The sequence below is a fragment of the Micromonospora sp. NPDC049240 genome, assembly GCF_040647835.1.
Lineage (GTDB): Bacteria > Actinomycetota > Actinomycetes > Mycobacteriales > Micromonosporaceae > Micromonospora.
This window is the reverse complement of sequence record NZ_JBEZCX010000010.1, coordinates 154,848-180,616: the sequence shown is the minus strand read 5'-3', so window position 1 is coordinate 180,616 and position 25,769 is coordinate 154,848. Positions and strand designations below refer to the sequence as shown.

Annotated in this window: 24 protein-coding genes and 3 tRNA genes; 19 read left to right on the top strand and 8 right to left on the bottom strand. The window is 73.9% G+C overall.

From position 1 onward, the window contains the following. Positions 1–71 precede the first annotated feature (71 nt). The 4 genes from AB0B02_RS17520 (at position 72) to serA (ending at position 5,471) form a co-directional block, all read left to right on the top strand. Positions 72–1,994 carry an acetolactate synthase large subunit gene (locus AB0B02_RS17520; protein WP_357301280.1) on the top strand — a complete coding sequence of 641 codons (1,923 nt, stop codon included), beginning with the start codon at positions 72–74 and terminating at the stop codon, positions 1,992–1,994. Further along, positions 1,994–2,509 carry an acetolactate synthase small subunit gene (gene ilvN / locus AB0B02_RS17515; protein ID WP_107156164.1) on the top strand — a complete coding sequence of 172 codons (516 nt, stop codon included), beginning with the start codon at positions 1,994–1,996 and terminating at the stop codon, positions 2,507–2,509. The genes AB0B02_RS17520 and ilvN overlap by 1 nt, the downstream gene beginning before the upstream one ends. 58 nt (positions 2,510–2,567) lie before the next feature. Further along, the gene (gene ilvC, locus AB0B02_RS17510; RefSeq protein WP_281935834.1) at positions 2,568–3,581 is read left to right on the top strand and encodes a ketol-acid reductoisomerase; all 1,014 of its coding nucleotides are present in this window, start codon (positions 2,568–2,570) and stop codon (positions 3,579–3,581) included. A 291-nt stretch (positions 3,582–3,872) separates the two neighbouring features. After that, complete coding sequence (gene serA, locus AB0B02_RS17505; protein ID WP_107156162.1) at positions 3,873–5,471, top strand: phosphoglycerate dehydrogenase; 1,599 nt, start codon at positions 3,873–3,875, stop codon at positions 5,469–5,471. A gap of 74 nt (positions 5,472–5,545) precedes the next feature. Here serA and AB0B02_RS17500 read toward each other — a convergent pair whose 3' ends face one another. Beyond that, positions 5,546–5,902 carry a hypothetical protein gene (locus AB0B02_RS17500; RefSeq protein ID WP_199199609.1) on the bottom strand — a complete coding sequence of 119 codons (357 nt, stop codon included), beginning with the start codon at positions 5,900–5,902 and terminating at the stop codon, positions 5,546–5,548. Positions 5,903–6,236: 334 nt separating this feature from the next. Then, on the bottom strand, positions 6,237–7,109 hold the full coding sequence (locus tag AB0B02_RS17495; protein ID WP_281935830.1) for an FAD:protein FMN transferase: 873 nt from the start codon (positions 7,107–7,109) through the stop codon (positions 6,237–6,239). A gap of 219 nt (positions 7,110–7,328) precedes the next feature. Here AB0B02_RS17495 and AB0B02_RS17490 point away from each other — a divergent pair, with 219 nt between their 5' ends. Beyond that, positions 7,329–8,360: a 3-isopropylmalate dehydrogenase gene (locus tag AB0B02_RS17490; protein ID WP_357301274.1), complete on the top strand. Its 1,032-nt coding sequence runs from the start codon at positions 7,329–7,331 to the stop codon at positions 8,358–8,360. A gap of 191 nt (positions 8,361–8,551) precedes the next feature. Further along, positions 8,552–9,649: a branched-chain amino acid aminotransferase gene (locus AB0B02_RS17485; protein WP_357301270.1), complete on the top strand. Its 1,098-nt coding sequence runs from the start codon at positions 8,552–8,554 to the stop codon at positions 9,647–9,649. Positions 9,650–9,722: 73 nt separating this feature from the next. On the opposite strand, the gene AB0B02_RS17480 is transcribed toward AB0B02_RS17485, so the two are convergent. Then, positions 9,723–10,454, bottom strand: coding sequence for a tyrosine-protein phosphatase (locus tag AB0B02_RS17480; RefSeq protein ID WP_357301266.1), 732 nt, complete (start codon positions 10,452–10,454; stop codon positions 9,723–9,725). A 64-nt stretch (positions 10,455–10,518) separates the two neighbouring features. Further along, positions 10,519–10,983 (bottom strand): PRC-barrel domain-containing protein, encoded by a 465-nt coding sequence (locus AB0B02_RS17475; protein ID WP_281935822.1) that lies wholly within the window; start codon positions 10,981–10,983, stop codon positions 10,519–10,521. Positions 10,984–11,263: 280 nt separating this feature from the next. Between AB0B02_RS17475 and cimA the strand changes: the two genes are divergently transcribed. Beyond that, the gene (gene cimA, locus AB0B02_RS17470) at positions 11,264–12,856 is read left to right on the top strand and encodes a citramalate synthase (RefSeq protein ID WP_357301262.1); all 1,593 of its coding nucleotides are present in this window, start codon (positions 11,264–11,266) and stop codon (positions 12,854–12,856) included. A gap of 20 nt (positions 12,857–12,876) precedes the next feature. Here the strand turns inward: cimA and AB0B02_RS17465 are convergent, their stop codons facing one another. Beyond that, positions 12,877–13,860: an endonuclease/exonuclease/phosphatase family protein gene (locus AB0B02_RS17465; RefSeq protein WP_281936286.1), complete on the bottom strand. Its 984-nt coding sequence runs from the start codon at positions 13,858–13,860 to the stop codon at positions 12,877–12,879. Positions 13,861–14,156: 296 nt separating this feature from the next. Between AB0B02_RS17465 and AB0B02_RS17460 the strand changes: the two genes are divergently transcribed. From AB0B02_RS17460 to AB0B02_RS17425, 8 genes are all read left to right on the top strand, one after another. After that, positions 14,157–14,678, top strand: coding sequence for a hypothetical protein (locus AB0B02_RS17460; RefSeq protein WP_281935819.1), 522 nt, complete (start codon positions 14,157–14,159; stop codon positions 14,676–14,678). Positions 14,679–14,870: 192 nt separating this feature from the next. Further along, entirely contained in the window at positions 14,871–15,920 is a 1,050-nt protein-coding gene (locus AB0B02_RS17455) for a MoxR family ATPase (protein ID WP_281935817.1), read from the top strand. Further along, complete coding sequence (locus AB0B02_RS17450) at positions 15,917–16,933, top strand: DUF58 domain-containing protein (protein WP_281935815.1); 1,017 nt, start codon at positions 15,917–15,919, stop codon at positions 16,931–16,933. The genes AB0B02_RS17455 and AB0B02_RS17450 overlap by 4 nt, the downstream gene beginning before the upstream one ends. Further along, on the top strand, positions 16,930–17,889 hold the full coding sequence (locus tag AB0B02_RS17445; RefSeq protein ID WP_357301257.1) for a VWA domain-containing protein: 960 nt from the start codon (positions 16,930–16,932) through the stop codon (positions 17,887–17,889). The genes AB0B02_RS17450 and AB0B02_RS17445 overlap by 4 nt, the downstream gene beginning before the upstream one ends. A gap of 46 nt (positions 17,890–17,935) precedes the next feature. Further along, on the top strand, positions 17,936–18,796 hold the full coding sequence (locus AB0B02_RS17440) for a trypsin-like peptidase domain-containing protein (protein WP_281935811.1): 861 nt from the start codon (positions 17,936–17,938) through the stop codon (positions 18,794–18,796). An 88-nt stretch (positions 18,797–18,884) separates the two neighbouring features. After that, positions 18,885–19,181 carry a hypothetical protein gene (locus tag AB0B02_RS17435; RefSeq protein ID WP_281935809.1) on the top strand — a complete coding sequence of 99 codons (297 nt, stop codon included), beginning with the start codon at positions 18,885–18,887 and terminating at the stop codon, positions 19,179–19,181. A 9-nt stretch (positions 19,182–19,190) separates the two neighbouring features. Then, complete coding sequence (gene arfB / locus AB0B02_RS17430) at positions 19,191–19,616, top strand: alternative ribosome rescue aminoacyl-tRNA hydrolase ArfB (protein WP_107156148.1); 426 nt, start codon at positions 19,191–19,193, stop codon at positions 19,614–19,616. 102 nt (positions 19,617–19,718) lie between these two features. Next, entirely contained in the window at positions 19,719–20,867 is a 1,149-nt protein-coding gene (locus AB0B02_RS17425) for a cellulose binding domain-containing protein (RefSeq protein ID WP_357301250.1), read from the top strand. Positions 20,868–21,095: 228 nt separating this feature from the next. Here the strand turns inward: AB0B02_RS17425 and AB0B02_RS17420 are convergent, their stop codons facing one another. Then, entirely contained in the window at positions 21,096–21,977 is an 882-nt protein-coding gene (locus AB0B02_RS17420; protein ID WP_357301246.1) for a 3-methyladenine DNA glycosylase, read from the bottom strand. Between the two features lie 33 nt (positions 21,978–22,010). Beyond that, the gene (locus AB0B02_RS17415) at positions 22,011–23,450 is read right to left on the bottom strand and encodes a hypothetical protein (RefSeq protein ID WP_357301243.1); all 1,440 of its coding nucleotides are present in this window, start codon (positions 23,448–23,450) and stop codon (positions 22,011–22,013) included. A 171-nt stretch (positions 23,451–23,621) separates the two neighbouring features. Here AB0B02_RS17415 and AB0B02_RS17410 point away from each other — a divergent pair, with 171 nt between their 5' ends. From AB0B02_RS17410 to AB0B02_RS17395, 4 genes are all read left to right on the top strand, one after another. Continuing rightward, on the top strand, positions 23,622–24,425 hold the full coding sequence (locus AB0B02_RS17410) for a fumarylacetoacetate hydrolase family protein (RefSeq protein ID WP_107156144.1): 804 nt from the start codon (positions 23,622–23,624) through the stop codon (positions 24,423–24,425). 106 nt (positions 24,426–24,531) lie between these two features. Continuing rightward, positions 24,532–24,603: transfer RNA gene (locus AB0B02_RS17405), tRNA-Gln, on the top strand. Positions 24,604–24,677: 74 nt separating this feature from the next. Further along, positions 24,678–24,750 (top strand) — tRNA-Glu (locus AB0B02_RS17400). Positions 24,751–24,913: 163 nt separating this feature from the next. Next, positions 24,914–24,986: transfer RNA gene (locus AB0B02_RS17395), tRNA-Glu, on the top strand. Between the two features lie 80 nt (positions 24,987–25,066). Here the strand turns inward: AB0B02_RS17395 and AB0B02_RS17390 are convergent. Further along, entirely contained in the window at positions 25,067–25,753 is a 687-nt protein-coding gene (locus tag AB0B02_RS17390; protein WP_091084913.1) for an IclR family transcriptional regulator, read from the bottom strand. Positions 25,754–25,769: the final 16 nt, after the last annotated feature.

Below are 25,769 nucleotides of genomic sequence, written 5' to 3'. Positions count from 1 at the left end.
CATCGCCGGGACGCCCGCCGTCCCATCCTGACAACCGCGTCACCCACTCACAGCCGAAGGCCTGAACCGCCATGACGAGACCCACGCCAGAGACCCTCGCCCACTCCGCCCGACGAGCCCGCACGGGCACCGGCGCGACCGGCGACGCCGACCACGCCCCCGCCGCCCGCACCGGCGCCGCCCCCGCCGCGAGCCGGGCCGTCCCGGCCGGCGCGGACCCGGCCGGCACACCGGTACGGCAGCCCGCCACCGCGCAGGTCTCCGGCGCCGGCTCGCTCGTGCGCTCGCTGGAGGCGCTCGGCGTCGACGTGGTCTTCGGCATCCCGGGCGGCGCGATCCTGCCCGCGTACGACCCGCTCTACGACTCCACCGTCCGGCACATCCTGGTCCGCCACGAGCAGGGCGCCGGGCACGCGGCCACCGGCTACGCCCAGGCCACCGGCCGGGTCGGCGTCTGCATCGCCACCTCCGGCCCGGGCGCGACCAACCTGGTCACCCCGATCGCGGACGCCTACATGGACTCGGTGCCGATCGTGGCGATCACCGGCCAGGTGGCCCGGCCGTCGATCGGCACGGACGCCTTCCAGGAGGCCGACATCCAGGGCATCACGCTGCCGATCACCAAGCACAACTTCCTGGTGCAGACCGCCGACGAGATCCCCCGGGTGCTCGCCGAGGCGTTCCACCTGGCCTCCACCGGCCGGCCCGGGCCGGTGCTCGTCGACATCCCCAAGGACGTCCTCCAGGCGCCGGCCACGTTCTCCTGGCCGCCGACGCTGGACCTGCCCGGCTACCGGCCCACGCTGCACCCGCACGGCAAGCAGATCCGCGAGGCGGCCCGGCTGATGACCACGGCCCGCCGGCCGGTGCTCTACGTCGGCGGCGGCGTGCTCAAGGCCGGCGCCACCGAAGGGCTGCGCCGGCTGGCCGAGCTGACCGGGATCCCGGTGGTCACCACGTTGATGGCGCTCGGCGCGTTCCCCGACTCGCACCGGCAGCACCTCGGCATGCCCGGCATGCACGGCACCGTCGCCGCCGTCTACGGCCTCCAGAAGGCCGACCTGATCGTGGCGCTCGGCGCCCGCTTCGACGACCGGGTGACCGGCAAGCTGGACTCGTTCGCGCCGGACGCCGCGGTGGTGCACGCCGACGTCGACCCGGCCGAGATCGGCAAGAACCGGCACGCCGACGTCCCGATCGTGGGTGACGCGCGGCACGTGATCGACGAGCTGATCGCGGCGGTCACCGCCGAGCAGGCCACCCACCCGGCCGCCGACCTGGCGGACTGGTGGCACCAGCTCGACGACCTGCGCGAGCGGTACCCGCTCGGCTTCGAGGAGCCGGCCGACGGCACGCTCTCCCCGCAGTACGTGATCAAGCGGTTGGGCGAGATCGCCGGTCCGGACGCGATCTACGTGGCCGGCGTCGGCCAGCACCAGATGTGGGCCAGCCAGTTCATCTCCTACGAGAAGCCGAACACCTGGCTGAACTCCGGTGGGCTGGGCACCATGGGCTACGCCGTGCCGGCCGCGATGGGCGCCAAGGTGGGCCGGCCGGAGACCACGGTCTGGGCGGTGGACGGCGACGGCTGCTTCCAGATGACCAACCAGGAGCTGGCCACCTGCGCGCTGGAGGGCATCCCGGTCAAGGTCGCCGTGATCAACAACGGCAACCTCGGCATGGTCCGGCAGTGGCAGACGCTGTTCTACGGGGAGCGTTACTCCAACACCGAGCTGGGCACGCACAAGCACCGCATCCCGGATTTCGTCAAGCTCGCCGAGGCGCTCGGCTGCGTCGGGCTGCGCTGCGAGAACGCCGCCGACGTGGACAAGACCATCGAGGCCGCCATGGCGATCACCGACGCGCCGGTGGTCATCGACTTCGTGGTCGGCAAGGACGCGATGGTCTGGCCGATGGTGGCCGCCGGCACCAGCAACGACGAGATCATGTTCGCCCGGGGCGTCCGCCCCGCGTTCGACGAGGACGATATCTAATGACCTTGCACACGCTGTCCGTGCTGGTGGAGAACAAGCCGGGTGTCCTGGCCCGGGTCTCCGGGCTGTTCTCCCGGCGCGGGTTCAACATCGACAGTCTCGCCGTGGGCGAGACCGAGAACCCGGACGTCTCCCGGATCACCATCGTGGTCAACGCCGAGTCCTCGCCGCTGGAGCAGGTGACCAAGCAGCTCAACAAGCTGGTCAACGTACTCAAGATCGTTGAGCTGGATGCGCAGGTCTCGGTGGCCCGGGAGCTGCTGCTGGTCAAGGTCCGCGCGGACCGCAGCGCCCGCGCCCAGGTGCTGGAGACGGTCGGCCTGTTCCGGGCCCGGGTGGTCGACGTCGCGCCGGACACGTTGACCATCGAGGCCACCGGCACGCCGGACAAGCTCGACGCGCTGCTGCGTGACCTGGAGCCGTTCGGCATCAAGGAGATGGTCCAGTCCGGCACGGTGGCCATCGGGCGCGGTTCCCGCGCCATCACCGCCGGCCCGGCGCTGCGCGCCGCCTGATCCGTACCCACCAGTTTTTCGACGGGCCGACGGGCACCGCCGTACGAAAGGGAAGTCAATGAGCGTTGAGGTTTTCTACGACGACGACGCCGACCTGGGCCTGATCCAGGGCCGCAAGGTCGCCGTGATCGGGTACGGCAGCCAGGGCCACGCGCACGCGTTGTCGCTGCGTGACTCCGGCGTCGACGTGGTGATCGGCCTGCCCGCCGGGTCGAAGAGCCGGCCCAAGGCCGAGGAGCAGGGCCTGCGGGTGCTCACCCCGGCGGAGGCGGCGGCCGAGGCCGACGTGATCATGATCCTGGCGCCGGACACCGCCCAGCGTGGCCTCTACGCCGACGCCATCGCGCCGAACCTGGCCGCCGGCAAGGCGCTCTTCTTCGGCCACGGCTTCAACATCCGGTACGGCCTGATCACGCCGCCGGCCGACGTGGACGTGGCGATGGTCGCCCCGAAGGGTCCCGGTCACCTGGTCCGCCGCCAGTACGTCGACGGCAAGGGCGTGCCCTGCCTGGTCGCCGTCGAGCAGGACCCCAGCGGCAACGCGTTCGCCCTGGCGCTGGCGTACGCCAAGGCGATCGGCGGCACCCGGGCCGGCGCGATCCGGACCACCTTCACCGAGGAGACCGAGACCGACCTCTTCGGCGAGCAGGCGGTGCTCTGCGGCGGCGCGGCGGCGCTGGTGCAGACCGGTTTCGAGGTGCTCACCGAGGCCGGCTACGCGCCCGAGGTGGCCTACTTCGAGTGCCTGCACGAGCTGAAGCTGATCGTCGACCTGATGTACGAGGGCGGCATCGCCCGGATGCGCTACAGCATCTCCGACACCGCCGAGTACGGTGACCTGTCCCGTGGCCCCCGGGTCGTCGACTCGCGGGTCAAGGACGAGATGCGCAAGATCCTCGGCGAGATCCAGTCCGGCGAGTTCGCCCGCGAGTGGGTGGCCGAGGACGAGGCCGGCCGGCCGAACTTCGCCAAGTGGCGGGCCGAGGGCGCGGCCCACCCGATCGAGGAGACCGGGCAGAAGCTGCGCGCCATGATGAGCTGGGTCGACCGCCCGATCACCGAGACCGCCTGATCGGACCCACCGCCCGACCGGGCACACCGTGCGACCCGCGACCCGACGCTCTCCCCGGCGTCGGGCCGCGGGTCGTCGTCGTCGGCACATGAACCGGCGGTGTCCGGCGCGTGACGACCGCGTGTGAGGGCCCTCACCCCCTGGTCCGGGACCCGGAGGGCGGGCCGACACCTACCATCCTTGGTGTGGTGCTCCACGCGGCACCCGACGGCCATGGCACGGATCGGCGCAGGGCGCAGTGCGGCGCCCCGACGCCCCAGGCCAACCGATACCGAGCGTCTACGAGGACCGATGAATCCTGTCGTACTGATCGCCGAAGAACTCGCCCCCGCCGCCATCGAGGTGCTCGCGCACGACTTCGACGTGCGCCACGTGGACGGCACCGACCGTCCGGCCCTGCTCTCCGCGCTCTCCGAGGCCGACGCGGTGATCGTACGCAGCGCCACCCAGATCGACGCCGAGGCGGTCGCGGCGGCGCCCCGGCTGAAGGTGGTCGCCCGGGCCGGCGTCGGCCTGGACAACGTCGAGGTGCCGGCCGCCACCGCGCGTGGCGTCATGGTGGTCAACGCTCCCACCTCCAACATCGTCTCCGCCGCCGAGCAGGCGGTCGCGCTGCTGCTCGCGGTGGCCCGCAACACCGCCAGCGCCAGCGCCGCGCTCAAGGCCGGCGAGTGGAAGCGGTCGAAGTACACCGGCGTGGAGATCCAGGGCAAGACCGTGGGCGTGGTCGGCCTCGGCCGCATCGGCGTGCTGTTCGCGCAGCGCATCGCCGCGTTCGGCACCCGGCTCATCGCGTACGACCCGTACATCCAGCCGGCCCGCGCCGCGCAGCTCGGGGTGCGCCTGGTCGGCCTGGAGGAGCTGCTGCGGGAGAGCGACTTCATCTCGATCCACCTGCCGAAGACGCCGGAGACGGTGGGCCTGATCGGCGAGAAGGAACTGGCGGTGGTCAAGCCGGGCGTCCGGATCGTCAACGCCGCCCGGGGCGGGCTGGTCGACGAGCAGGCGCTCGCCGACGCGATCGCGGAGGGCCGGGTCGCCGGCGCCGGCGTCGACGTGTACGCCAAGGAGCCCTGCACCTCGTCGCCGCTGTTCGCGTTCGACAACGTGGTGGCCACCCCGCACCTGGGCGCCTCCACGAACGAGGCGCAGGACAAGGCCGGTCTGGCCGTGGCGAAGAGCGTCAAGCTCGCGCTCCAGGGCGAGTTCGTGCCGGACGCGGTGAACGTGCAGGCCGGCGGCGTGGTCGCCGAGGACGTCCGGCCGCTGCTGCCGCTGGCCGAGAAGCTGGGCCGGGCGTTCACCGCGCTGGCCGGCGGCGTGGCCGCCAGCGTCACCGTCGAGGTGCGCGGCGAGATCGCCAGCCACGACGTGTCGGTGCTCAAGCTCGCCGCCACCAAGGGGCTGTTCAGCTCCGTGGTGGAGGAGCAGGTCACCTACGTCAACGCGCCGCACCTGGCCGCCGAGCGGGGCGTCGAGGTCACGCTGGCCACGCCGACCGAGACGGTGGACCACCCGAACCTGGTGACGGTGCGCGGCGCGCTGCCGGACGGGCGGACCGTCCGGGTCTCCGGCACGGCGGTGCACACCGGGGCCCGGGACGTGCTCAAGCTGACCGAGGTGGACGGCTTCGACGTGGAGATCGGCGCGGAGGGCATCCTGGTCTTCCTGCGTTACGTCGACCGGCCCGGCGTGGTCGGCACGGTCGGCACGCTGCTCGGCGAGGCCGGCGTCAACATCGCCGCCATGCAGGTGGCCCGGCGGGAGGCCGGCGGCGAGACGCTGATGACGCTCACCGTCGACCAGGCGCTCGGCGCCGACCTGCTCACCTCCGCGGCCGACTCGATCGGCGCGGTCGCGGCCAGCGCGGCCGACCTGCGCGACGAGTAGTCCGCACCGGACGGATCGGGGCCCGGCCGCTTCGGCCGGGCCCTTCGTCGTGCGGCGGACGCCGGTCGCGTCGGTCAGGACCGGACGCGGGCGGGCGGCGGGTAGACCGAGCCGTCCTGCGCGTCGAAGAGCATCAGGTCGTGTTCGCCGGCCAGCCGCTCGATGTCCAACAGGACCTGGTCCGGGCAGGCGGGGTGCAGGTTCATCTCGACGTGGTCGGCGGCCGCGTGCAGCGGTGCGACCTCCCACGGCGTGCCCGGTCGGGCCGGCCGGTCGGGGTAGCTCGCCGTGATCGCCCGGTAGAAGCCGACCACGCGCGGGTCGGGGTGCTGCTCGCCGTGCCATCCCTCGCGGCACTGCCGCACGGCCGCTCGCACCTGCTCCGGGGTGGCCCCGTTCGGCAGGGCCCACACGCTCAGATCGAAACTCACGGCGGACAGCGTGCCATCCCGGGCGGCCGGCGTCACTTCCGCCCCGCCCCGAGGGTTCACCTGCTGATTGTCGACACCGCTCCGGCGGCGTCCGCTGTGGAGACTCTTGCGTCGAGTTGCGTCGATTCGCTAGCGTACCGGTGCGGTTTCCGGCTGAGTCGATGTCCCGGCCCGTCTTCGGGTGACGCGGTCGGGTGCCCGGCTTGTCGGCCCGCACCCCTCGATTGCGCGAGCCACGCGCATTCGTCGCTGACCGGCCCCCACGGTCGTTGCCGAGACCGCGGGGGCCGATCGCGGTTCCACGCCCCGGATGCGAGCGGGGCGGGACCGCGCGTCAGCGGCGCTGGTGCGCGAAGAGCGCGCGGTAGTCCGAGCCGTCGCGGAACCAGGCCAGGCCGGCCGGGCCGGCGGCGTACAGGGCGGTGGCGTAGGCGTCGGCGATCGCCAGGTCCGGGCCGACCACGGTGGCGGCGACCAGTCGTTCGGTCGGCTCCCCGGTGTGCGGGTCGACGACGTGCCCCCGCCGCCCGGTGACCCCGGAGGTGCCGACCGCGCCGGCGGTCATCTCCAGCACCAGCGGCGACCGGCGCGCCTCGGTCGGGTGGTGCACCGCGACCCGCCACGGGCCGCCGTGCGCGGCGTGGCCGCGTACCGTCAGGTCGGCACCGCTGAGCACGGCGTAGTCGTGGATGCCGGCGGCCCGCAACCGCGCCGCGGCCCGCTCCACCGCCCAGCCGCCGAGCAGGCCGCCCGGGTCGAAGCCGCCCGGCACCGCCCAGGCGTCGAACCACCCGTCGGTCGCCGCCCGCATGGCGGCGCAGCGGTCCACCAGGTCGGCCAGCGGAGGGTACGAGTCGGGGCTGATCTCGTCGCGCCGCAGCCGCGACACCAGGCTGTCCGGCTGGTTCGGGCCGAAGGTGAGGTCGACGGCGCGCAGTTCGGCGACGGCGTCGCGGAGCGCCTCGCCGACGCCCCGGTGACCGAACCAGTCCGGCGCGTTGAGCAGCAGCGTGTACTCCGCGGTGGAGGTGCTGACGGTGTGCCGGACGCTGATCCGGTCGTAGGGGGTGGTGCCGTCGCGCTCCACCCGGTGGCTGCGGGCGCCGAGGCGCAGGTCGGGGCGGGGCTGGCGGAACCCGGTCTGGTCGACCCAGCGGGTCCGGGGTTGTTCGTCCGCCCAGTGTGCCCGCCGCTGGTCGATCCGCATGACACCCGCCCCCTCGCTGGCCGCCGCAGCGTCGCGGCGATGCCGGTGCCGGGCTCCCGTCGACCCGGTCGACTCGACCCTAAGCAGTGGAGATGACCGCACCATGAATGCCGGCTGGGAGCCTCCTGTGCATCGGGCTTCCCGGATGGTGGAAGACTCGTACCGGGAGGCGGGACGGCGACGTACCGTTGCGCAGAACGACGAGGTGAGGAGCGCCAGGTGGCACGCATCGCGGTGGTGGCCGGTGACGGCATCGGTCCCGAGGTGGTCGGGCAGGCCCGCAAGGTCCTCGACGCCGTGCTGCCCGGCATCGAGGCCACCGAGTACGACCTCGGCGCCGCGCGCTGGCACCGCACCGGCGAGGTGCTCCCGGACAGCGTCCTCGACGAGCTGGCCGGTCACGACGCCATCCTGCTCGGCGCCGTCGGCGACCCGACCGTGCCGCCCGGCGTGCTGGAGCGCGGCCTGCTGCTCAAGCTCCGCTTCGCCTTCGACCAGTACGTGAACCTCCGGCCGTCCCGGCTCTGGCCCGGCGTGACCGGCCCGCTGGCGGCCGTCAAGCCCGGCGAGGTGGACCTCGTGGTGGTCCGCGAGGGCACCGAGGGGCTCTACGCGGGCGCCGGCGGCAGCCTGCACCGGGGCACCCCGGCCGAGGTGGCCACCGAGGAGAGCCTGAACACCCGGCACGGCGTCGAGCGGGTGATCCGGGACGCGTTCGCCCGGGCCGGCCGCCGGGAGCGGCGCAAGGTCACGCTGGTGCACAAGACCAACGTGCTCACCCACGCCGGCTCGTTGTGGTCCCGCGCCTTCGCCGAGGTGGCCGCCGAGCACCCCGACGTGACCACGGAGTACCAGCACGTCGACGCCGCCGCGATGTTCCTGGTGACGAACCCGTCCCGGTACGACGTGGTGGTGACCGACAACCTCTTCGGTGACATCCTCACCGACATCGCCGCCGCGGTGACCGGCGGCATCGGGTTGGCCGCCAGCGGCTGCATCAACCCGGAGGGGCGTTACCCGTCGATGTTCGAGCCGGTGCACGGCTCCGCGCCGGACATCGCCGGCAAGGGCGTCGCCGACCCGGTGGCCGCCGTGCTCTCCGCCGCGCTGCTGCTCGACCAGCTCGGCCACGCCGACGCCGCCGCGCGGGTCACCGCCGCGGTCGCCGCCGAGCTGTCCGGGCGTACCCCCGGCACGCCGCTGCGCACCGACGAGGTCGGCGACCGGCTCGCCGCCCACACGGTAGCCTGACCGGGCCGATCCCTCCTGGCGGCCCGGAACCGGGCCGCCAGACCCGTTTCCGGGCCAGCTCCCCCCGATTGGCATCGTCGATGTGCGGGGTCGGAGCTATCCGCTGAACGACCGTTCGGGGTAAGTTTCTGGCACCAGTGACGTCGGTGTGCGACCCCCGCATGCCGTGGACCCGCAGGGAGGTCAGCGCGATGAGCGGTGGTGACAAGCTCGATTTCGAGACCCGTCCGAATCCCGCGCCGGTATCCGCCGCCGACCGGGCCGCCCTGCTGGCGAACCCGGGGTTCGGCCGGGTGTTCACCGACCACATGGTCACCATCCGCTACGCCGACGGCAAGGGCTGGTACGACGCCCGCATCGAGGCGCGCGCCCCGATCCCGATGGACCCGGCCGCCGCCGTGCTGCACTACGCGCAGGAGATCTTCGAGGGCCTGAAGGCGTACCGCACCGGTGACGGGGCGGTGACCATGTTCCGCCCGGAGGCCAACGCGGCCCGCTTCGTGGCGTCCGCCCGCCGGCTGGCCATGCCGGAGCTGCCGCCGGAGACGTTCGTGGAGTCGCTGCGCCGGCTGGTCGAGATCGACCGGGAGTGGATTCCGGAGCAGGAGGACGGCAGCCTCTACCTGCGGCCGTTCATGTTCGCCAGCGAGGTCTTCCTCGGCGTGCGCCCGGCCAACGAATACCTCTACTGCGTCATCGCGTCGCCGGCCGGTGCCTACTTCGCTGGCGGGGTGAAGCCGGTGACGGTCTGGGTCTCGCCGGACTACACCCGGGCCGCGCCCGGCGGCACCGGCGCGGCCAAGTGCGGCGGCAACTACGCCGCGTCGCTGGCGGCCCAGGCCGAGGCGATCGAGGCCGGCTGCGACCAGGTGGTCTTCCTGGACGCGGTCGAGCGGCGGTTCGTCGACGAGCTGGGCGGCATGAACGTCTTCTTCGTCTACGACGACGGCACGGTGGTCACGCCGCCGCTGGGCGGCACGATCCTGCCGGGCATCACCCGCGACGCGATCCTGTCGCTGGCCGCCGAGGCCGGGCACCCGGTCCGGGAGAGTCCGGTCAGCTTCGCCGACTGGCAGGCGGACGCGGCCAGCGGCCGGCTGCGCGAGGTCTTCGCCTGCGGCACCGCCGCCGTGATCACCCCGATCGGCGGCGTGCGCTTCCCGGACGGCGAGTTCCTCATCGGCGGCGGCGAGCCGGGCCGCACCACCATGGCGTTGCGGCAGCGGCTGGTCGACATCCAGCGCGGCCGTGCCGCCGACCCCCACAACTGGGTCACCCGGGTGCTCTGACGACCCCGGAGGCGTGACCAAGGAGTTGGCGTCCGCCCGGTCCGGCGCCGGACGCCAACTCCTTGTCGACACGTCATTCCAGAAGGTGGGTGCGGAGCGCGTCGAGCTGGGCCTCGGTGACGCCGGCGTGCGTCAGGTAGCCCTCGACCGAGCCGTGGCCGGCGCGTAGCTCGGCGAGGAACAGCTCCATCGCCTCGGCGGGGGAGCCCAGGAACGGCGGCGGCAGCTCCTCCGCGTCCGGCAGGGTGGCCCGCACCCAGGCGCTGAACCGTTCCGAGGCGGCGGTGCTGAGCGCGTAGTCCGCGACGATGTCGTCGTCGGCCACGCCGAGCACGGCCAGCGTGAGCGCGCAGACGATGCCGGTGCGGTCCTTGCCGGCGACGCAGTGCACCACCACCGGGGCGTTGGCGCTGTCGGCGATCAGGCCGACCGCCTCGGCCAGCCCCGCCGTGCCGGTGCGGGCCAGGTCCGCGTACCGGTCGGCGAGGTAGCGGGCCAGGTCGACGCCGGAGGACTCGAACTGCCGGGCGGCCCAGTCCGCGTGCTCGGGATGGATGTGCCGGTAGACGAGCCCGTCGTAGTCGGGCACCCGGCCGTCGCGCGCCACCTCGGTCGGCCGGCGCAGGTCGATCACCGTGCGGATGCCGAGCGCGGTGAACGCGGCCCGGTCGGTCTCGTCGATGCGGTGCAGGGAGTCGGAGCGGTAGAGCCGACCGCGTCGGACGGCGCGCCCGTCGCGGGCGGGGTAGCCGCCGACGTCGCGGAAGTTGAACAGGGCGGGGAAGGGGGTCTCCGGGGCATCCACCCCTGACACGGTAACGGCCGGCGGCGGCATCGGTGTGCCCCCGCCGGCCGTGGCCGGTGCTGTCTCAGATCCGGGCCGGGCCGTCCGGCGGCAGCGCGGAGTAGTTCTCGCCGTAGTAGCCGCCGAGCTTGTCCCGGTAGGCCGGGTCGGCGTGGTTGCTCTCGTCGTACTCCGGGGCCGCCTTGATCTGGTCCTTGTCCCGGTCGACGAAGACCTTCCGGTCGTCGTGGTCGACGCGGTTCACCGTGCCGGCCGGGAGCATGACCTTCTTGCCGAAGATCCACGGGCCGGTGTCGACCACCAGGTAGCTGTCGTCGACCTCGTGGCTCGCCTTGTCGATCTTGCCGATGCTGCCGTCGGTGGCCTCGACCTTGTAGCCGGTGAGGTCGGCGCTGGCCACGCCGGCCTCGTCGCGGTAACGCCAGGGGTCGAACGCGCCGGCGGGCGCGCCGCCGGCGTAGGCGCCCTGGCCGCCGTCGGCGACCGGGTCGGTGGTGCCGTGCGTGGTGTGCGGGTCGAGCCTGTCCATAGGGGTGACTCCTGTCCCGGCCGGTCGGCCGTCATGGAGTGAATGTGTCGTTGCTGAGCCGGTTCATACCCGTTGGCCGACTTTTCAATCCTTGCCCGCATCCCGGAATGTGGATTACCCCTCCCAACACGCGGTGGAGGTGGCAGAGTACCGGTCGTGACCAGCTCCGTCCTGATCATTAGCAGCTAGCGCGCCGGCTTCCCTCGCCGAGCGCGCCGACCTCCCGCATTTCGCGGGGGGTCTTTTTGTTGCTCTCCCCAGGCACGAGAAGAGGACTCCGATGACCTTCCAGGTGTACGACACGACGCTGCGCGACGGCGCCCAGCGTGAAGGGCTCAGCTACTCGGTGGTCGACAAGCTGGCGGTGGCCCGCCTGCTCGACGACCTCGGGGTCGGCTTCATCGAGGGCGGCTGGCCGGGCGCGGTGCCCAAGGACACCGAGTTCTTCCGCCGGGCCCGCACGGAGCTGGACCTGCGGCACGCCGTCCTGGTCGCGTTCGGCGCCACCCGCAAGGCCGGCCTGGCGGTCTCCGACGACCCGCAGGTGCGCGGGCTGCTCGACGCGGGGACCCCGGCCGTGGCGCTGGTCGCCAAGGCGGACCTGCGACACGTCGAGCGCGCGCTGCGCACCACCGCCGAGGAGAACCTGGCGATGGTCCGGGACACCGTCACGTACCTGGTGGCGCAGGGGCGGCGGGTGTTCGTCGACGGGGAGCACACGTTCGACGGCTTCCGCCACGACCCCGGCTACACCGCCGCCGTGGTGGCGACCGCGATGGCCGCCGGCGCCGAGCGGTTCGTGCTCTGCGACACCAATGGCGGCATGCTGCCCTCCCAGGTCACCGCCGCGATCGAGGACCTGGCCGCGCGGACCGGCGTGGCGCCGGAGCGGCTGGGCATGCACGCCCAGAACGACACCGCCTGCGCGGTGGCGAACACGATCGCCGCGGTCGAGGCCGGGGTCCGGCACGTGCAGGGCACCGCCAACGGGTACGGCGAGCGCCCCGGCAACGCGGACCTGTTCGCGATCGTCGCCAACCTCCAGCTCAAGCTCGGCATGCCCGTCCTACCGGAGGGCTGCCTGGAACAGATGGTGCGGGTCTCGCACGCCATCGCCGAGATCGCCAACATCGCCCCCGACACCCACCAGGCCTACGTCGGGGCCGCCGCCTTCGCCCACAAGGCGGGGCTGCACGCGAGCGCGATCAAGGTCGACCCGTTGCTCTACAACCACGTGGACCCCGCCGTGGTGGGCAACGACATGCGGATCCTGGTGACCGAGATGGCCGGCCGGGCCAGCATCGAGCTCAAGAGCCGCGAGCTGGGTCTGGACCTGGCCGGCCATCCGGAGGCGCTCTCCCGGGTCACCGGCCGGGTCAAGGAGCTGGAGGCCGGTGGCTGGTCGTTCGAGGCCGCCGACGCCTCGTTCGAGCTGCTGGTCCGCTCCGAGCTGCCGGACGCCGCGCCGGCCCGGCCGTTCGCGCTGGAGTCGTACCGGGTGCTTGTCGAGCACCGCGAGGACGGCGCGGTGGTCTCCGAGGCGACCGTCAAGATCCGGGTACGCGGCGAGCGGGTGATCGCCACCGCCGAGGGCAACGGCCCGGTCAACGCGCTCGACGAGGCGCTGCGGTCCGGGCTGGCCCGGCACTACCCGGAGCTGCGGGAGTTCGAGCTGGCCGACTACAAGGTGCGCATCCTGGAGGGCAGCCACGGCACCGGCGCGGTGACCCGGGTGCTGGTGGAGACCGCCGGCGCGGGCCGGGACTGGACCACGGTCGGCGTGCACCCCAACGTGGTGGAGGCGAGCTGGCACGCGCTCGTCGACGCGCTCACCTACGGCCTGGACAAGGCGGGGGCCCGGCTGAACGCCTGAGGCGGGGGCCCGCGCCCCGCTCACGCCGCCGGCAGGCGCAGCTCGGCCAGCACCGCCCGGTGGTCGCTGCCCGGCACCGGCCAGACGTCGACGGCGCGGACCGCGATGCGCCGGTCGACAAGCACGTGGTCGATGGTGACCGGCGGGATCGGGTCGCCGTCGTACGGGCCCCAGGTGCCGGCGAGCCCGGCCCCGACCGCGTCGGCGGCGTCGGTGTAGCCGGTCGCGATCAGGCGGCGCACGGTGGCGTGGTCCAGCGTGGCGTTGAAGTCGCCGGCCAGCACACTGAGCCCGGCGGTCGGGGTGGCCGGCGGCTGCGCGCGCTGGTCGGTCCACCACTGCGGCACCGCGTCGAGGATGTACGGCGCGCCCGGGTGCGCCGACTCCACCCGCAGCGGCGGCGCGCCCGGCACCGTCAGCGTGGCGTACGCCTGGGTGAGGAAATATCGCCGATGGCGTCGGTAGCCGGGGTCGTGCAGCGGATGGCGGGCGTACAGACCGGAGCCGGTGGAGCCCACCTCCGGGCTCAGCGACCGGTACGGCAGCAGCGTGGCCAGGCCGAGCCGGTCCAGGTCGGCGGCGAGCTGCGGGCTGAGCTCCTGCACGGTGAGCACGTCCACCCGGTGCACGCGGACCAGGGCCACCAGCCGGGCCGGGTCGGCCGAGCCCAGGCGCAGGTTGGCGGTGAGCAGCCGCAGCGTCGGTCCGTCGGCGGGCGGCTGGTCGTCGGCGACCGCACGCGGCGCCACGGCGCCGACCAGCGCCAGCGTGGCGAGCGCCGCGACCACCGCGGGCGCGTGGCGCCGCAGCGCGAGCGCCAGCCCCGCGACCACCGGCGCCACCGCGGCGACGTACGGCGTGAAGGCGGTCGTCAGCACCAGCGGGCCGCGTTCCAGCCCGGCCAGCCGCAGCACCGCCCAGGCGGCCACCGGCGCGACCGCCAGCCAGCACGCCACCGTCGTCCACCGGCTGCGTCGGGTGCCGCCGCGCGGGGGAGCGTCCATGGTGATCATGGCGGTGAGCGTACCGGCGGACGGGTCGGTCCGGTGTCCCGCGAAGCAATTTCGTGAATGGTCGAGCGTTGCCTTCTCACAATTTCAGGACGGCTTTCGAGGTGCGTCGGACACGCGATTAACGCTATTGACCGCCCCATTTTCCGGTGTTAGGTTCCACCTGGTTGAGACATCCCAATGCTTCGTAGTAAGGCCAGCTCAGCGGCCGTGCTCTCCACTGCGGGAACCCGATGTCCCGCAATTGCTCGCGCCGTTTCATCACCACGGTCAAAAGAGGGAGATCAGTCATGGCTACATTCTTCAAGCGGAAGGCGACGGTGGTGGCGCTCGCCGCGCTCGCCCTCACCGTGGCCGGTGGCGGGATCGCGGTCGCCGCCCAGCCGGAGTCGAAGGCCGGCCAGCCCACCCAATCCGCCGGGCAGCAGCCGGCGGTCAGCCCGGCCGAGCGGCAGGCCGCCCGGTCCGCCATGCGGGCCACGCTGGCCCCGCCGGCTCCCGGGCAGGTCGCCTGGGCGGTGGTGTCGTCCACCGGCGTGCTGCTCCAGCACTCCGGCAACGTGGTCTCCGCGTTCCGGTTCCCGCCCGGGCCGGGCGTGTCGCCGGGGCAGTTCCAGGTGCTGCTCGACTACGACGTGAGCCAGAAGGCGTACGTGGCGACCGTCGGCACCAACGACTCGGCGAACGTCCCGCCGGCCGGCGAGGTCTCCGTCGCGCCGCGGCTGCTGACGCCGAACGGGGTCTTCGTGCAGACCCGCAACTCCGTCGGCATCTTCTCGCCGCGCCCGTTCCACCTCGTGGTCACGAACTGACCCGCCCCGCCGGACACCGGCCCCCGCCACGGCGGGGGCCGGTGTCGTGTTCCGTCCCGGTCCGGTGCCCCGGACGCCGCTTCGCGCCGTTCCCGCCCGGTCGGCGAGGTCCTCCCGGTCCGGCCCGGACCGGGCCGACCTGGGCCGGATAATCCGACGTTTGTCGGCCGTCCGGCCCGGGAAGCAAGCACCGTGACGGACATCTCGGACACCCTGGCCAGCGTGCCCAGCCCGGTCGATGCGGACGCGAGCGGCGTCGAGCTGGACCAGACCCTCTTCGAGGTCAAACGCGTGATCGTCGGGCAGGATCGGCTCGTCGACCGCCTGCTCACCGCGCTCGTCGCCGACGGTCACTGCCTGCTGGAGGGCGTGCCGGGAGTGGCCAAGACGCTGGCCGCGCAGACACTCGCCACAGTGGTCGGCGGCACGTTCTCCCGGATCCAGTTCACGCCCGACCTGGTCCCGTCGGACATCGTGGGCACCCGGATCTACCGGGCCTCCACCGAGGCGTTCGACGTGGAGCTGGGACCGATCATGGCGAACCTGGTGCTCGCCGACGAGATCAACCGCGCCCCGGCCAAGGTGCAGTCCGCGTTGCTGGAGGCGATGGCCGAGCGGCAGGTCTCCATCGCCGGACGGAGCTGGCCGGTGCCCGACCCGTTCCTGGTGCTGGCCACGCAGAACCCGATCGAGTCGGAGGGCGTCTACCAACTGCCCGAGGCGCAACGCGACCGGTTCCTCATGAAGGTCGTGGTCGACTACCCGAGCGACGCCGACGAGCTGGCCATCCTCTACCGGATGAGCACCGAGCGACCCACCGCGCGCCCGGTGCTGGACCCGGTCCGGCTGCGGGAACTGCAACGCCGCGCCGCCGACGTCTTCGTCCACCACGCGCTCGCCGAGTACGTGGTCCGACTCATCCTCGCCACCCGGGACCCGGGCCGGTTCGGCCTGCCCGAGGTCGCGCCGCTGTTGGCGTACGGGGCCAGCCCCCGGGCCACGCTCGGCCTGGTCGCCGCCGCCCGCGCGCACGCGCTGATCCACGGCCGGGACTACGTGCTCCCCGAGGACATCCGGGACCTGGCGGTGGACGTGCTGGCGCACCGGCTGGTGCTCTCCTTCGACGCGGTGGCCGACGGTGTCACCGGCGAGGAGTTGGTGCGCCGGCTGGTCGAGGCGGTGCCCCCGCCCCGGCTGGTGACCGGTCCGGCGCCGGCGGCGGCGGACCTGGCGGCGGCGTGACCCGCCGCACCGCTCCCGCGCCGGCCGGTCCCGGCCTCGCCGACCTCGCCCCCGACCAGCGGCTGCGCCGGTTGGAGCTGATCGTGACCCGGCGGCTCGACGGCCTGCTGCACGGCCGGTACCGGGGCCTGCTGCCCGGCCCCGGCAGCGAGGCGGCCGGCAGTCGCGAGTACCGCCCCGGCGAGGACGAGGTACGCCGGATGGACTGGGCGGTCACCGCCCGCACCACCGTTCCGCACGTGCGGGAGGTCGACGCCGACCGCGAGTTGACCACCTGGCTGCTCGTCGACGCCAGCCCCAGCATGGAGTACGGCACCGCCACACTGGACAAACGCGAACTGGCGGTGGCGGCGGTGGCCTGCGTCGGCTTCCTCACCGCCGGCGTGGGCAACCGGCTCGGCGCCCAGGTGCTCGCCCCGGACGGGCTGCGCCGGTTCCCGGCCCGCAGCGGTCGGACCCATCTGCTCGGGCTGCTCCGCGCGTTGCTCGGCGCCCCGCGTACCGGTGAGCGGCCGGACGCGCGCGCGGTCGGACGGGCCGACGGCGGCCCCGACGCCCCGACGCCGGGCCTGGCCGACGGTCTGGCCGGGGTGCAGCGCGTCGCCACCTCGCGCGGCTTGGTGGTGGTGGTCTCCGACTTCCTGGACGACCTGCCGGACGACCCGGACGCGCCCCCGCCGTGGGCGACCGCGCTGCGCCGGCTGGCGGTCCGGCACCAGGTGCTCGCCGTGGAGGTGACCGACCCGCGCGAGCTGGAGCTGCCCGACGTCGGGCTGATCACCCTGGTCGACCCGGAGAGCGGGCGGCACCGCGAGGTGTGGACCGGCGACCCGGTGCTGCGCGAGCGGTACGCGCACGCCGCCGCCGGGCAGCGCGACCAGGTGCGTCGGGCCCTGCGCCGGGCCGGCGCCACCCACCTGACGCTGCGCACCGACCGGGACTGGTGCGCGGACGTGATCCGGCACGTGCACGAGCAGCGTCGGCTGGCCACCGCCCGGGGCGGTGCGGCATGAACTGGCAGTCACCCGCGCGCCTCTGGCTGCTGCTCGTGGTCGCCGCGCTGGTCGCCGGCTACCTGGTCCGCCAGCGCCGGCAGAGCCGGTACGCGGTCCGCTTCACCAACCTGCGCCTGCTGGACCGGGTCGCGCCGCGCCGGCCGGCCTGGCGCCGGCACGTGCCGGCGGGGCTCTTCCTCGCCATGCTGGCGTTGCTGGTGGTCGGATTCGCCCGGCCCGAGGCGGAGGTGCGGGTGCCCCGGGAGCGGGCCACCGTGATGGTCGCGGTGGACGTCTCCACCTCGATGCTCGCCGGTGACGTGGACCCGGACCGGCTCACCGCGGCCAAGGAGGCCGGCCGGAAGTTCGTCGACGGGCTGCCGGACGAGTTCAACGTCGGCCTGGTCGCGTTCGCCGGCAGCGCGGCGGTGCTGGTGCCGCCGAGCACCGACCGGGAGGCGCTGCACGAGGGGATCCAGCGGCTCGCCGAGGGGATCACCGGCGTGCAGGGCACCGCCATCGGCGAGGCGATCAGCACCTCGCTCGGCGCGGTGAAGAGCCTGGACGCCAGCGCCGCCAAGAACCCGCCGCCGGCCCGGATCATCATCCTCTCCGACGGCGCGAACACCTCCGGGATGGACCCGATGGAGGCCGCGGACCAGGCGGTGGCCGCCAAGGTGCCGGTGCACACCATCTCGTTCGGCACGCCCGGCGGGTCGGTGGACCGGGGCGGCCGGGCGATCCAGGTGCCGGTGGACGGGCAGACGCTCAAGGCGGTCGCCGAGGCGACCGGCGGCGGCTTCCACGAGGCGTCGACCAGCCGCGAGCTGAAGGACGTCTACGAGGACATCGGCACCTCGGTCGGCTACCGCACGGAACGGCAGGACATCTCGGCCCGCTTCATCGGGTTCGGGCTGGTCCTGGCCATGGGCGCCGCCGCCGGCTCGCTGCGGTGGTTCTCCCGGCTGCCCTGACCCGCACATCCGGACCGGACGACGCACGACACGTGAGGAGCCAGGCATGGCAGTGCAGACCGGACTCGGCGAGCCGCGCGGCCCGTGGTTCGTCTCCCCGGAGCTGGACCCGGACGGACGCGGTCACGACGGCGTACCCGGATCGGCCGGGCCGGCGGGGCGACGGAGCTGGTCGGGCCGGCTGCTGAGCGCGGCGGCGGTGGTGGCGCTCTCCACCGTCTCCGGCGCGGCGGCCGGCACCTGGGCGGCCGACCGGGGCGCACCCGGCCCGTCCGCGGCCTCCGCCGCGCCGGTGCCGGCCGAGCTGGTCACCGCCGCCGGCAAGACGGTGCCCGGGGTGGTGTCGGTGATGGTCGGCGGGAGGTCCGGCGCGGGAGCGTCCGGCTCCGGCTTCGCCATCGACAACGAGCAGCACATCGTCACCAACGACCACATCCTGGCCCGGGGCGGCGCCGGCCCGGTGACGGTGGAGACCTCGGACGGGCGCCGGATCGCCGCCGAGGTGGTGGGCCGGGCGCCGGACAGCGACCTGGCCGTGCTCAAGGTGCCCGCGTCGGCCGGGCTGCCGCCGCTGCCGCTGGCGAAGCCGAACGGGACCCGGGTGGGCGAGCCGGTGCTCGCGGTCGGTTCGCCGCTCGGGCTCGCCGGCACGGTCACCGCCGGTATCGTCAGCGCGCTCAACCGGCAGGTCCGGATCGGCAACGGCCGGCACACCGCGGTGCAGACGGACGCCTCCATCAACCCGGGCAACTCCGGCGGGCCGCTGGTGAACGCGCGCGGGGAGGTGGTCGGCGTGAACACCGCCATCGCCACCATCGACGGGAACGGCTCGATCGGCATCGGCTTCGCCATCCCGATCGACCAGGTGCAGCAGACCGCCGACACGATCATCGGCCGGGGCGGCTGAGCTGCGCGGACAAGCCGGAACTGTCGGATATCCGGCGTGGGACCATCGGACCATGGAAATATTACGCTGAGTATGGATACTGGCGGAGGTGGAGCAAGCTGTCATCGCGGCCCTCCTCCTGGTGGGCCTGGTCATCGGCGCCGGAGTCGGCGCGTCGTACGCCCGTGCCAAGCGCGGCTGGAAGGACTACCAGACGGTCCGTACCAGCGTGCCGGGCGCGCGGCGCAACGCCTGGGCCGCGATCCGGGGCGTGGCCGTCAAGCTCGCCGTGATCGCCCTGCTGCTGGTCGGCGCCGCCGCGTACGCGGCGTCCGGCGCCGGTCAGGAGCGGGCCGGTCCGGCCCCGACCGGCACCCCGACCCCGAGCCACCTTCCGGGGCGCTAGCCTCGGGGCGTGGACGACGGACTCCGGGTGACCGACCGGCTCGTGGTGCCCGCCGCCGAGCTGCGCGAGCGGTTCTCCCGGTCGTCCGGGCCGGGCGGGCAGGGCGTCAACACCACCGACTCCCGGGTGGAGCTGAGCTTCGACCTGGCCGGCTCGCCCAGCGTGCCGCCCGCGCTGCGGGAACGGGCCCTGGGCCGGCTCGCCGGCCGACTGGTCGACGGCGTGCTGACGGTCACCGCCAGCGAGCACCGCGCCCAGTTGGCCAACCGGGAGGCGGCCCGGGAACGGATGACCGCGCTGCTGCGCGAGGCGGTCGCCCCGCCGCCCAAGCCGCGCCGGCCGACCCGTCCGTCCCGGGGCGCGAAGGAACGCCGGCTGGCCGAGAAGAAGCGGCAGTCCCAGCGCAAGCGCGACCGCCGGGTGGACGGCGACTGACCGCTGTCCGGGGGTTGAATCACAGGCTTCGAAGCGCTTCAATGCGTACGGGAGCGTCAGGGCCGTCACCGACCATCGTCACGTGACAGGAGTCCCGTACGCATGCCCCGAATCCGCCTGCGCGCCGCGTTGACCGCGGTCGCCGCGCTGCTGCCCGCCCTCGCCCTCGGTCTCACCCTCGTCTCCGTCACCCCACCGGCCGCCGCCGCGGCCGCCCCGATCCGGGTCATGCCGCTCGGCGACTCCATCACCGGATCGCCCGGCTGCTGGCGGGCCGTGCTCTGGAACCGGCTCCAGTCCACCGGCCACACCGACGTCGACTTCGTCGGCACGCTCGGCCCCCAGGGCTGCGGCGTGCCCTACGACGGCGACAACGAGGGGCACGGTGGCTACCTGGCGACCAACATCGCCAACCAGAACCTGCTGCCGGGCTGGCTCGCCGCCACCCACCCCGACGTGGTGCTCATGCACCTCGGTACCAACGACGTGTGGAGCAACATCGCGCCGAGCACCATCCTGGCCGCGTACTCGAAGCTGGTGGACCAGATGCGGGCCGCCAACCCGGCCACCACGGTGCTGGTCGCGAAGATCATCCCGATGAACCCGGCGAGTTGCCCGGAGTGCGGGCAGCGGACCGTGGCGCTCAACGCCGCCATCGACGGCTGGGCGGCGGGGAAGACCACCGCCGCCTCGCCGATCGTGGTGGTCGACCAGTGGACCGGCTTCAACACCGCCACCGACACGTACGACGGGGTGCACCCCAACGCCGCCGGTGACCAGAAGATGTCCGACCGGTGGTACCCGGCGCTGACCGCCGCGTTGCGCGGGACCACCCCGACCACCCCACCGAGCCCGACCACCTCGCCGACGCCGACCTCGCCGACGCCGAGCCAGACGCCGACCGGTCCGACGTACCCGACCGACAGCCCGTCGCCGACGCCCACGGTCGGCGGCTGCACGGCCACCTGGCGCATCGCCGGTCAGTGGCCGGGCGGCTTCCAGGCCGAGGTGACGGTCCGCAACACCGGCGCCGTGTCGATCCCCTTCTGGGTGGTCCGCTTCGCGCTCACCGGCGGGCAGCGGATCACCCAGGCGTGGAGTGCCCAGGTGGCGCAGGGCGGGACCGCCGTGACGGCCCGGAGCGCGGCCTGGAACGGCGCGCTGGCCCCGGGTGCCGAGGCCACGTTCGGCTTCCTGGCCGACGGCGCGGTCCCAAACCCGGTGCCGCTGCCGGCGTGCGCCCTCGGCTGACCCGGGCTGCCTCCGGCCGGAACCAGCGTTGACCACGTTGATCGCAATGCGTGACCGGCGAGGAGAAGGACGTGGTGTTTTCCGGTATGCCTCCTGGTCATAATTATGACCAGGAGGCATACCGCTCGCAGCGGGTCTGTTCCCGGCGCGCGACACGCCCGGCGCGCGACAGCGTCAGCGTCGGTTCGGCGCGGCAAAGTGCCATAGCCGCCGTGGGACGAGCGGGTCTCAGGCCGGGACGACGTGGTCCAGCGCGGCCAGCAGCCGGGCGCGCAGGCCGGCGGCCCGCTCGGCGAACCCGCGCTGGGCGGCGGCGTACTCGGCCCGGCCCTCCGGCGTCTCCACCCGCACCGGCGGGTGGCCCAGGTCGGCCAGGTCGTACGGGCTGGCCCGCATGTCCAGCGTCCGGATCTCGCGCGCCAGCGCGAAGCAGTCGGCCACGAGTTCCGAGGCCACCAGCGGGGAGAGTTTGTACGCCCATTTGTAGAGATCCATGTTGGCGTGCAGACAGCCCGGCTGTTCCAGCGCGTGCTGGCGTTCCCGGGTCGGCTGGAGCACGTTCAGCGGCCGGGCCGGCGCGGTGAAGAAGCGGAACGCGTCGAAGTGGCTGCACCGCACGCCGCGCTCCTCGACCACCGCCGCGGTCGCCGCCGGGCTCAGCCGCAGCGGCCAGGCGTTGTGCCGCACCTGCTCCTGGGTCTGCCGGTAGACCATCGCCCACTCGTGCGTGCCGAAGCAGCCGAGGTGCGCCGGACGGGAGGCGGTCGCCGCCAGCAGTGTCCGGATCCAGGAGATCGACTCGGCGCGGCGGGTGCGTACCCGGTCGGTGTCGAGCGTGAGCCCGGCGGCGCCGGCGGTGTAGTCCGGGCCGAACCCGGCCGGGTCGGCGTCGCGCAGCTCCACGCCCGCGCCCGGGTGCCAGCGGCGCAGCTGGGCCGGCCGGTGCGAGTAGTAGGTGAAGAGGAAGTCCTCCACCGGGTGCTTCACGCCGGTGCGGCGGCGGGTCAGGTGCGGCGTCAGCCAGGCGTCGACCCGTTCCTCGTGGTCGCGCCGGCGGGCCCGCCAGTCGGCCGCGTCGAGCACGGCGGCGGGGGCGAGGGCGGCGGTCACGCACCCAGGGTACGACCGCCGCCCGGCCCCCGGTCAGTCCACGTCCACCCGCACGCCGGCGGAGAACACGCCGCTGCGCAGCTCCAACTGCTTCGGCGGCTCGGCCCCGCGCACGGTGAACACCAGCGGCAGCAGCACCCGCCGGCCGGCGGCCACCGGTTGGGCGAACACGTCCCGGCCCAGGTTCGCCACCCGGGTGGCGTCCTCGTCCGCGGCCACCCAGTTGCCGCTCGGCAGGTACGCGCGCTGCAACTGCCCGTGCCAGGTCTGCTGCTCCGACGTGAGGTTGCGCACGCCGACCGTGGCCAGGCAGGGCCGCCCGCCGGCCGGCGCCGCCGGCACCACGCCCGTGCCGCAGCTCATCCGGTAGACGGTGAACTCGAACGCGGTCTCGCGCAGCGGCACGCCGAGCGCTCCGGTCACGCTGCTGCCCACCCAGGCGCCGCTGGTCGGCTGCTTGGTGGTGTCCATCGCGGCGACCCGCTGGGTCGCGGTCCAGGCCGCCGCGCCGACCACGCCGGCCAGTACCGCCGCCGCCACGCCGACCGTCAACCAGACCGGCGGGCGGCGCCGCCGGACGGTGGGCGTCGGCAGCGCCGGGCGCGGGTAGACCGTGCCCCGGTCCGTCGGGCCGCCCGTCTCGCGGCCGACCGGTGGGCCGGGCGGGACGGCACCGGGTCCGGCGGCGCCCACCGGGCCGGTCGGGCCCGTGGCGGACCTGGCGACGCTCACCGCCGGGGCAGCCCGCCGCCGGCGCCACGCCGTCCACCACAGCGCCCCGCCGACGAGCACCAGAAGCGCGGTCGCCGCGGCCAGCAGCACCGGCGGGCGGCGCCAGGCCGGGGCGGCCGTCGCCGGCGCCGTCGGGGCCGTGGCCGCGCCCACCCAGGTCGCCGTGGCGCAGTCGTACGGGCGGGTGCCGTCGGTGCCGTAGACGCAGGCGGGAGCCGTCACCGAACGGTCCTGGCCGGTGACCGCGAGCGCGGTGTGCAGCGTGGTGGTGCTCCGCGCCGGCAGGCGCAGCCGCCAGGTCACCTCGCCGGTGGTCGCCCCGACCGGGCCGGTGCGTTGCCCGCCGCCGGTGACCAAGGTGGCCCGGGACCCGGTCGGCAGCTCCTGCCGGACCATCGTCTCGACCGGCGCCGGGCCGGCGTTGCGGACCTCGATCCGGTACCCCGGCGCCGGGGTGCCGGCGGCGCCGACGGCCAGGCTCACCGGTGGCATCGACGGCTGCACCGGCGCCGGGCCGGTGGTCGGCACCGCGGGGGGCACCGCCGGCACGCCGGTCGGGATCGGGGTGGCCGCCGCCACCGGGCGGACCGGCGTGGCGGCCAGGGCCGGTGGCGGGGCCGACCGGGCGGGCGCGGCGACCGCCCGGGGCGCCGCCGGGGGCAGCGCCGGCACGGCGGCGAGCACGCCGAGGCAGTTCACCAGCACGGCCAGGGTCCTGTGGTGTCGTCTCGATGCAGGCATACCAACGAACCTCCGGACCCGAAGCTATGGGCCGGGGCCCGCCGGGCGGGTACGAAGCCGGCATATTCCTCCCGGTCGGCGGGAGCCGGCGTATCCTGGCGCACCGGTCGAGGCCGGGATCACCTGCCGGTCTCCGGCGGCCGGCGGGCCGGTGCGGGATAGATTGGCCCGGTGCGTATCGCTCGTTTCGCTCATGCCAAGGGAATGTCGTTCGGGGTCGTCGAGGGCGAGCCGGAGGCCGGGCCGCAGGGCCTGACCATCGCCGAGATCGAGGGCCACCCGTTCGGGCAGATCCAGTTCTCCGGCGCCCGCTGGGCGCTCTCCGACGTCCGGCTGCTGTCGCCGATCCTGCCGAGCAAGGTGGTCTGCGTCGGTCGCAACTACGCCGAGCACGCCGCCGAGCACGGCAGCGAGGTACCGAAGGAGCCGCTGCTCTTCCTCAAGCCGTCCACCTCGGTGATCGGCCCCCGGGACGCCATCCGGTTGCCGATCTTCTCCAAGCAGGTGGAGCACGAGGCGGAACTCGCCGTGGTGATCGGCGCCCCCGGCGCGCGGCGGGCCGACCGGGCCGCCGCCGAGCGGGCCATCTTCGGCTACACCTGCGCCAACGACGTCACCGCTCGGGACCTCCAGCGGTCCGACGGGCAGTGGACCCGGGCCAAGGGCTTCGACTCGTTCTGCCCGATCGGGCCGTGGATCACCACCGGGCTGGACGTCCGCGACCTGGAGGTGCGCTGCGAGGTGGGACGCGATCCGGAGGAGATGGAGGTGCGCCAGCTCGGCCGGACCAAGGACATGGTGTTCGACGTGCCGGGTCTGGTGTCGTACATCTCGCACGTGATGACGCTGCTGCCCGGCGACGTGGTGCTCACCGGCACGCCGGCGGGGGTTAGCCCGCTCACCGAGGGGGATACGGTCACCGTGCGGATCGAGGGGATCGGGGAACTCAGCAACCCGGTCGTTCCGGTCGCCTGATCCGTCCGATGCCTTGTTTCCGCAGCTCAGGTGCGGTTCGGGGGGTTGGATTTGGCCTGCTGGCGGCGGGAGGGTAAAGTTCATTCCCGGCGCCGCAAGGGGCCAATGGGGTATGGGGTAATTGGCAGCCCGACTGATTCTGGTTCAGTTAGTCTAGGTTCGAGTCCTGGTACCCCAGCGCAACCGCGGGTTCGTGAGAATCCCGGTCGCTGGATTCCGGCAGTTGCCACTGCCGGAGTGCACGAAAGTTCTGGCCCCGTCGTCTAGTGGCCCAGGACGCCGCCCTCTCAAGGCGGTAGCGCCGGTTCGAATCCGGTCGGGGCTACAGCACCGTCAGCCCGTCCCGTTCTCGGGGCGGGCTGTTCTGCTGTTCGGCCCCGGTGTGCTCGGCAGCCTCGCGGGGGCGACCCCCCGCGGCGGCGCCGGAAGCGGTGCCGCTAGACTACTCCCGCACCGCCCGCGAGGGTGGTGAAGCAGGAAAAGTGCCTGGCCCCGTCGTCTAGTGGCCCAGGACGCCGCCCTCTCAAGGCGGTAGCGCCGGTTCGAATCCGGTCGGGGCTACAGCTCACCGAACGGCCCGTCTCGCTCTCGCGAGGCGGGCCGTTCGCCGTTTCGCCGGGATCCTCTGCGCCCGGCGGGGGTCAGAGGCCGGAGAGGCGTTGGCCGGCCCGGACGACGGCCATGGCGTGGCGTTCGCCGGGACGGCGGCCGAGGCGCTCGATCGGGCCGGAGATGCTGATCGCGGCGATCACCCGGCCGGTGCGGTCGCGGATCGGGGCCGAGACGCTCGCCACGCCCGCCTCCCGCTCGGCGACGCTCTGCGCCCAGCCGCGCCGGCGCACCTCGGCCAGCGTGCGGCCGGTGAACTTGGAGCGGGGCAGCAGCGGCATGACCGCCTCCGGTGGCTCCCAGGCGAGCAGGATCTGCGCCGCCGAGCCGGCGACCATCGGCAGCACCGAACCGACCGGGACGGTGTCCCGCAGGCCGCTGGCGCGTTCGGCGGCGGCCACGCAGATCCGCTCGTCGGCGCGGCGCAGGTAGAGCTGGGCGCTCTCGCCGGTGGCGTCGCGCAGCGCGGCGAGCAGCGGCTCGGCGGCGGTGAGCAGCACGTCCGGCGCCGCGTTCGCCAGCTCGCCCAGGCGTGGCCCGGGGCGCCATCGCCCCTGAGTGTCCCGGACCAGCATCCGGTGGATCTCCAGCGCCTGCGCCAGCCGGTGCGCGGTGGCCCGGGGCAGCTTGGTGCGTTCAACGAGTTCGGCCAGGCTGGCGCCGTCGACACAGGCGGCCAGGATGACCACCGCCTTGTCGAGAACGCCGACACCGCTCATACTGTGTCCCACAAGC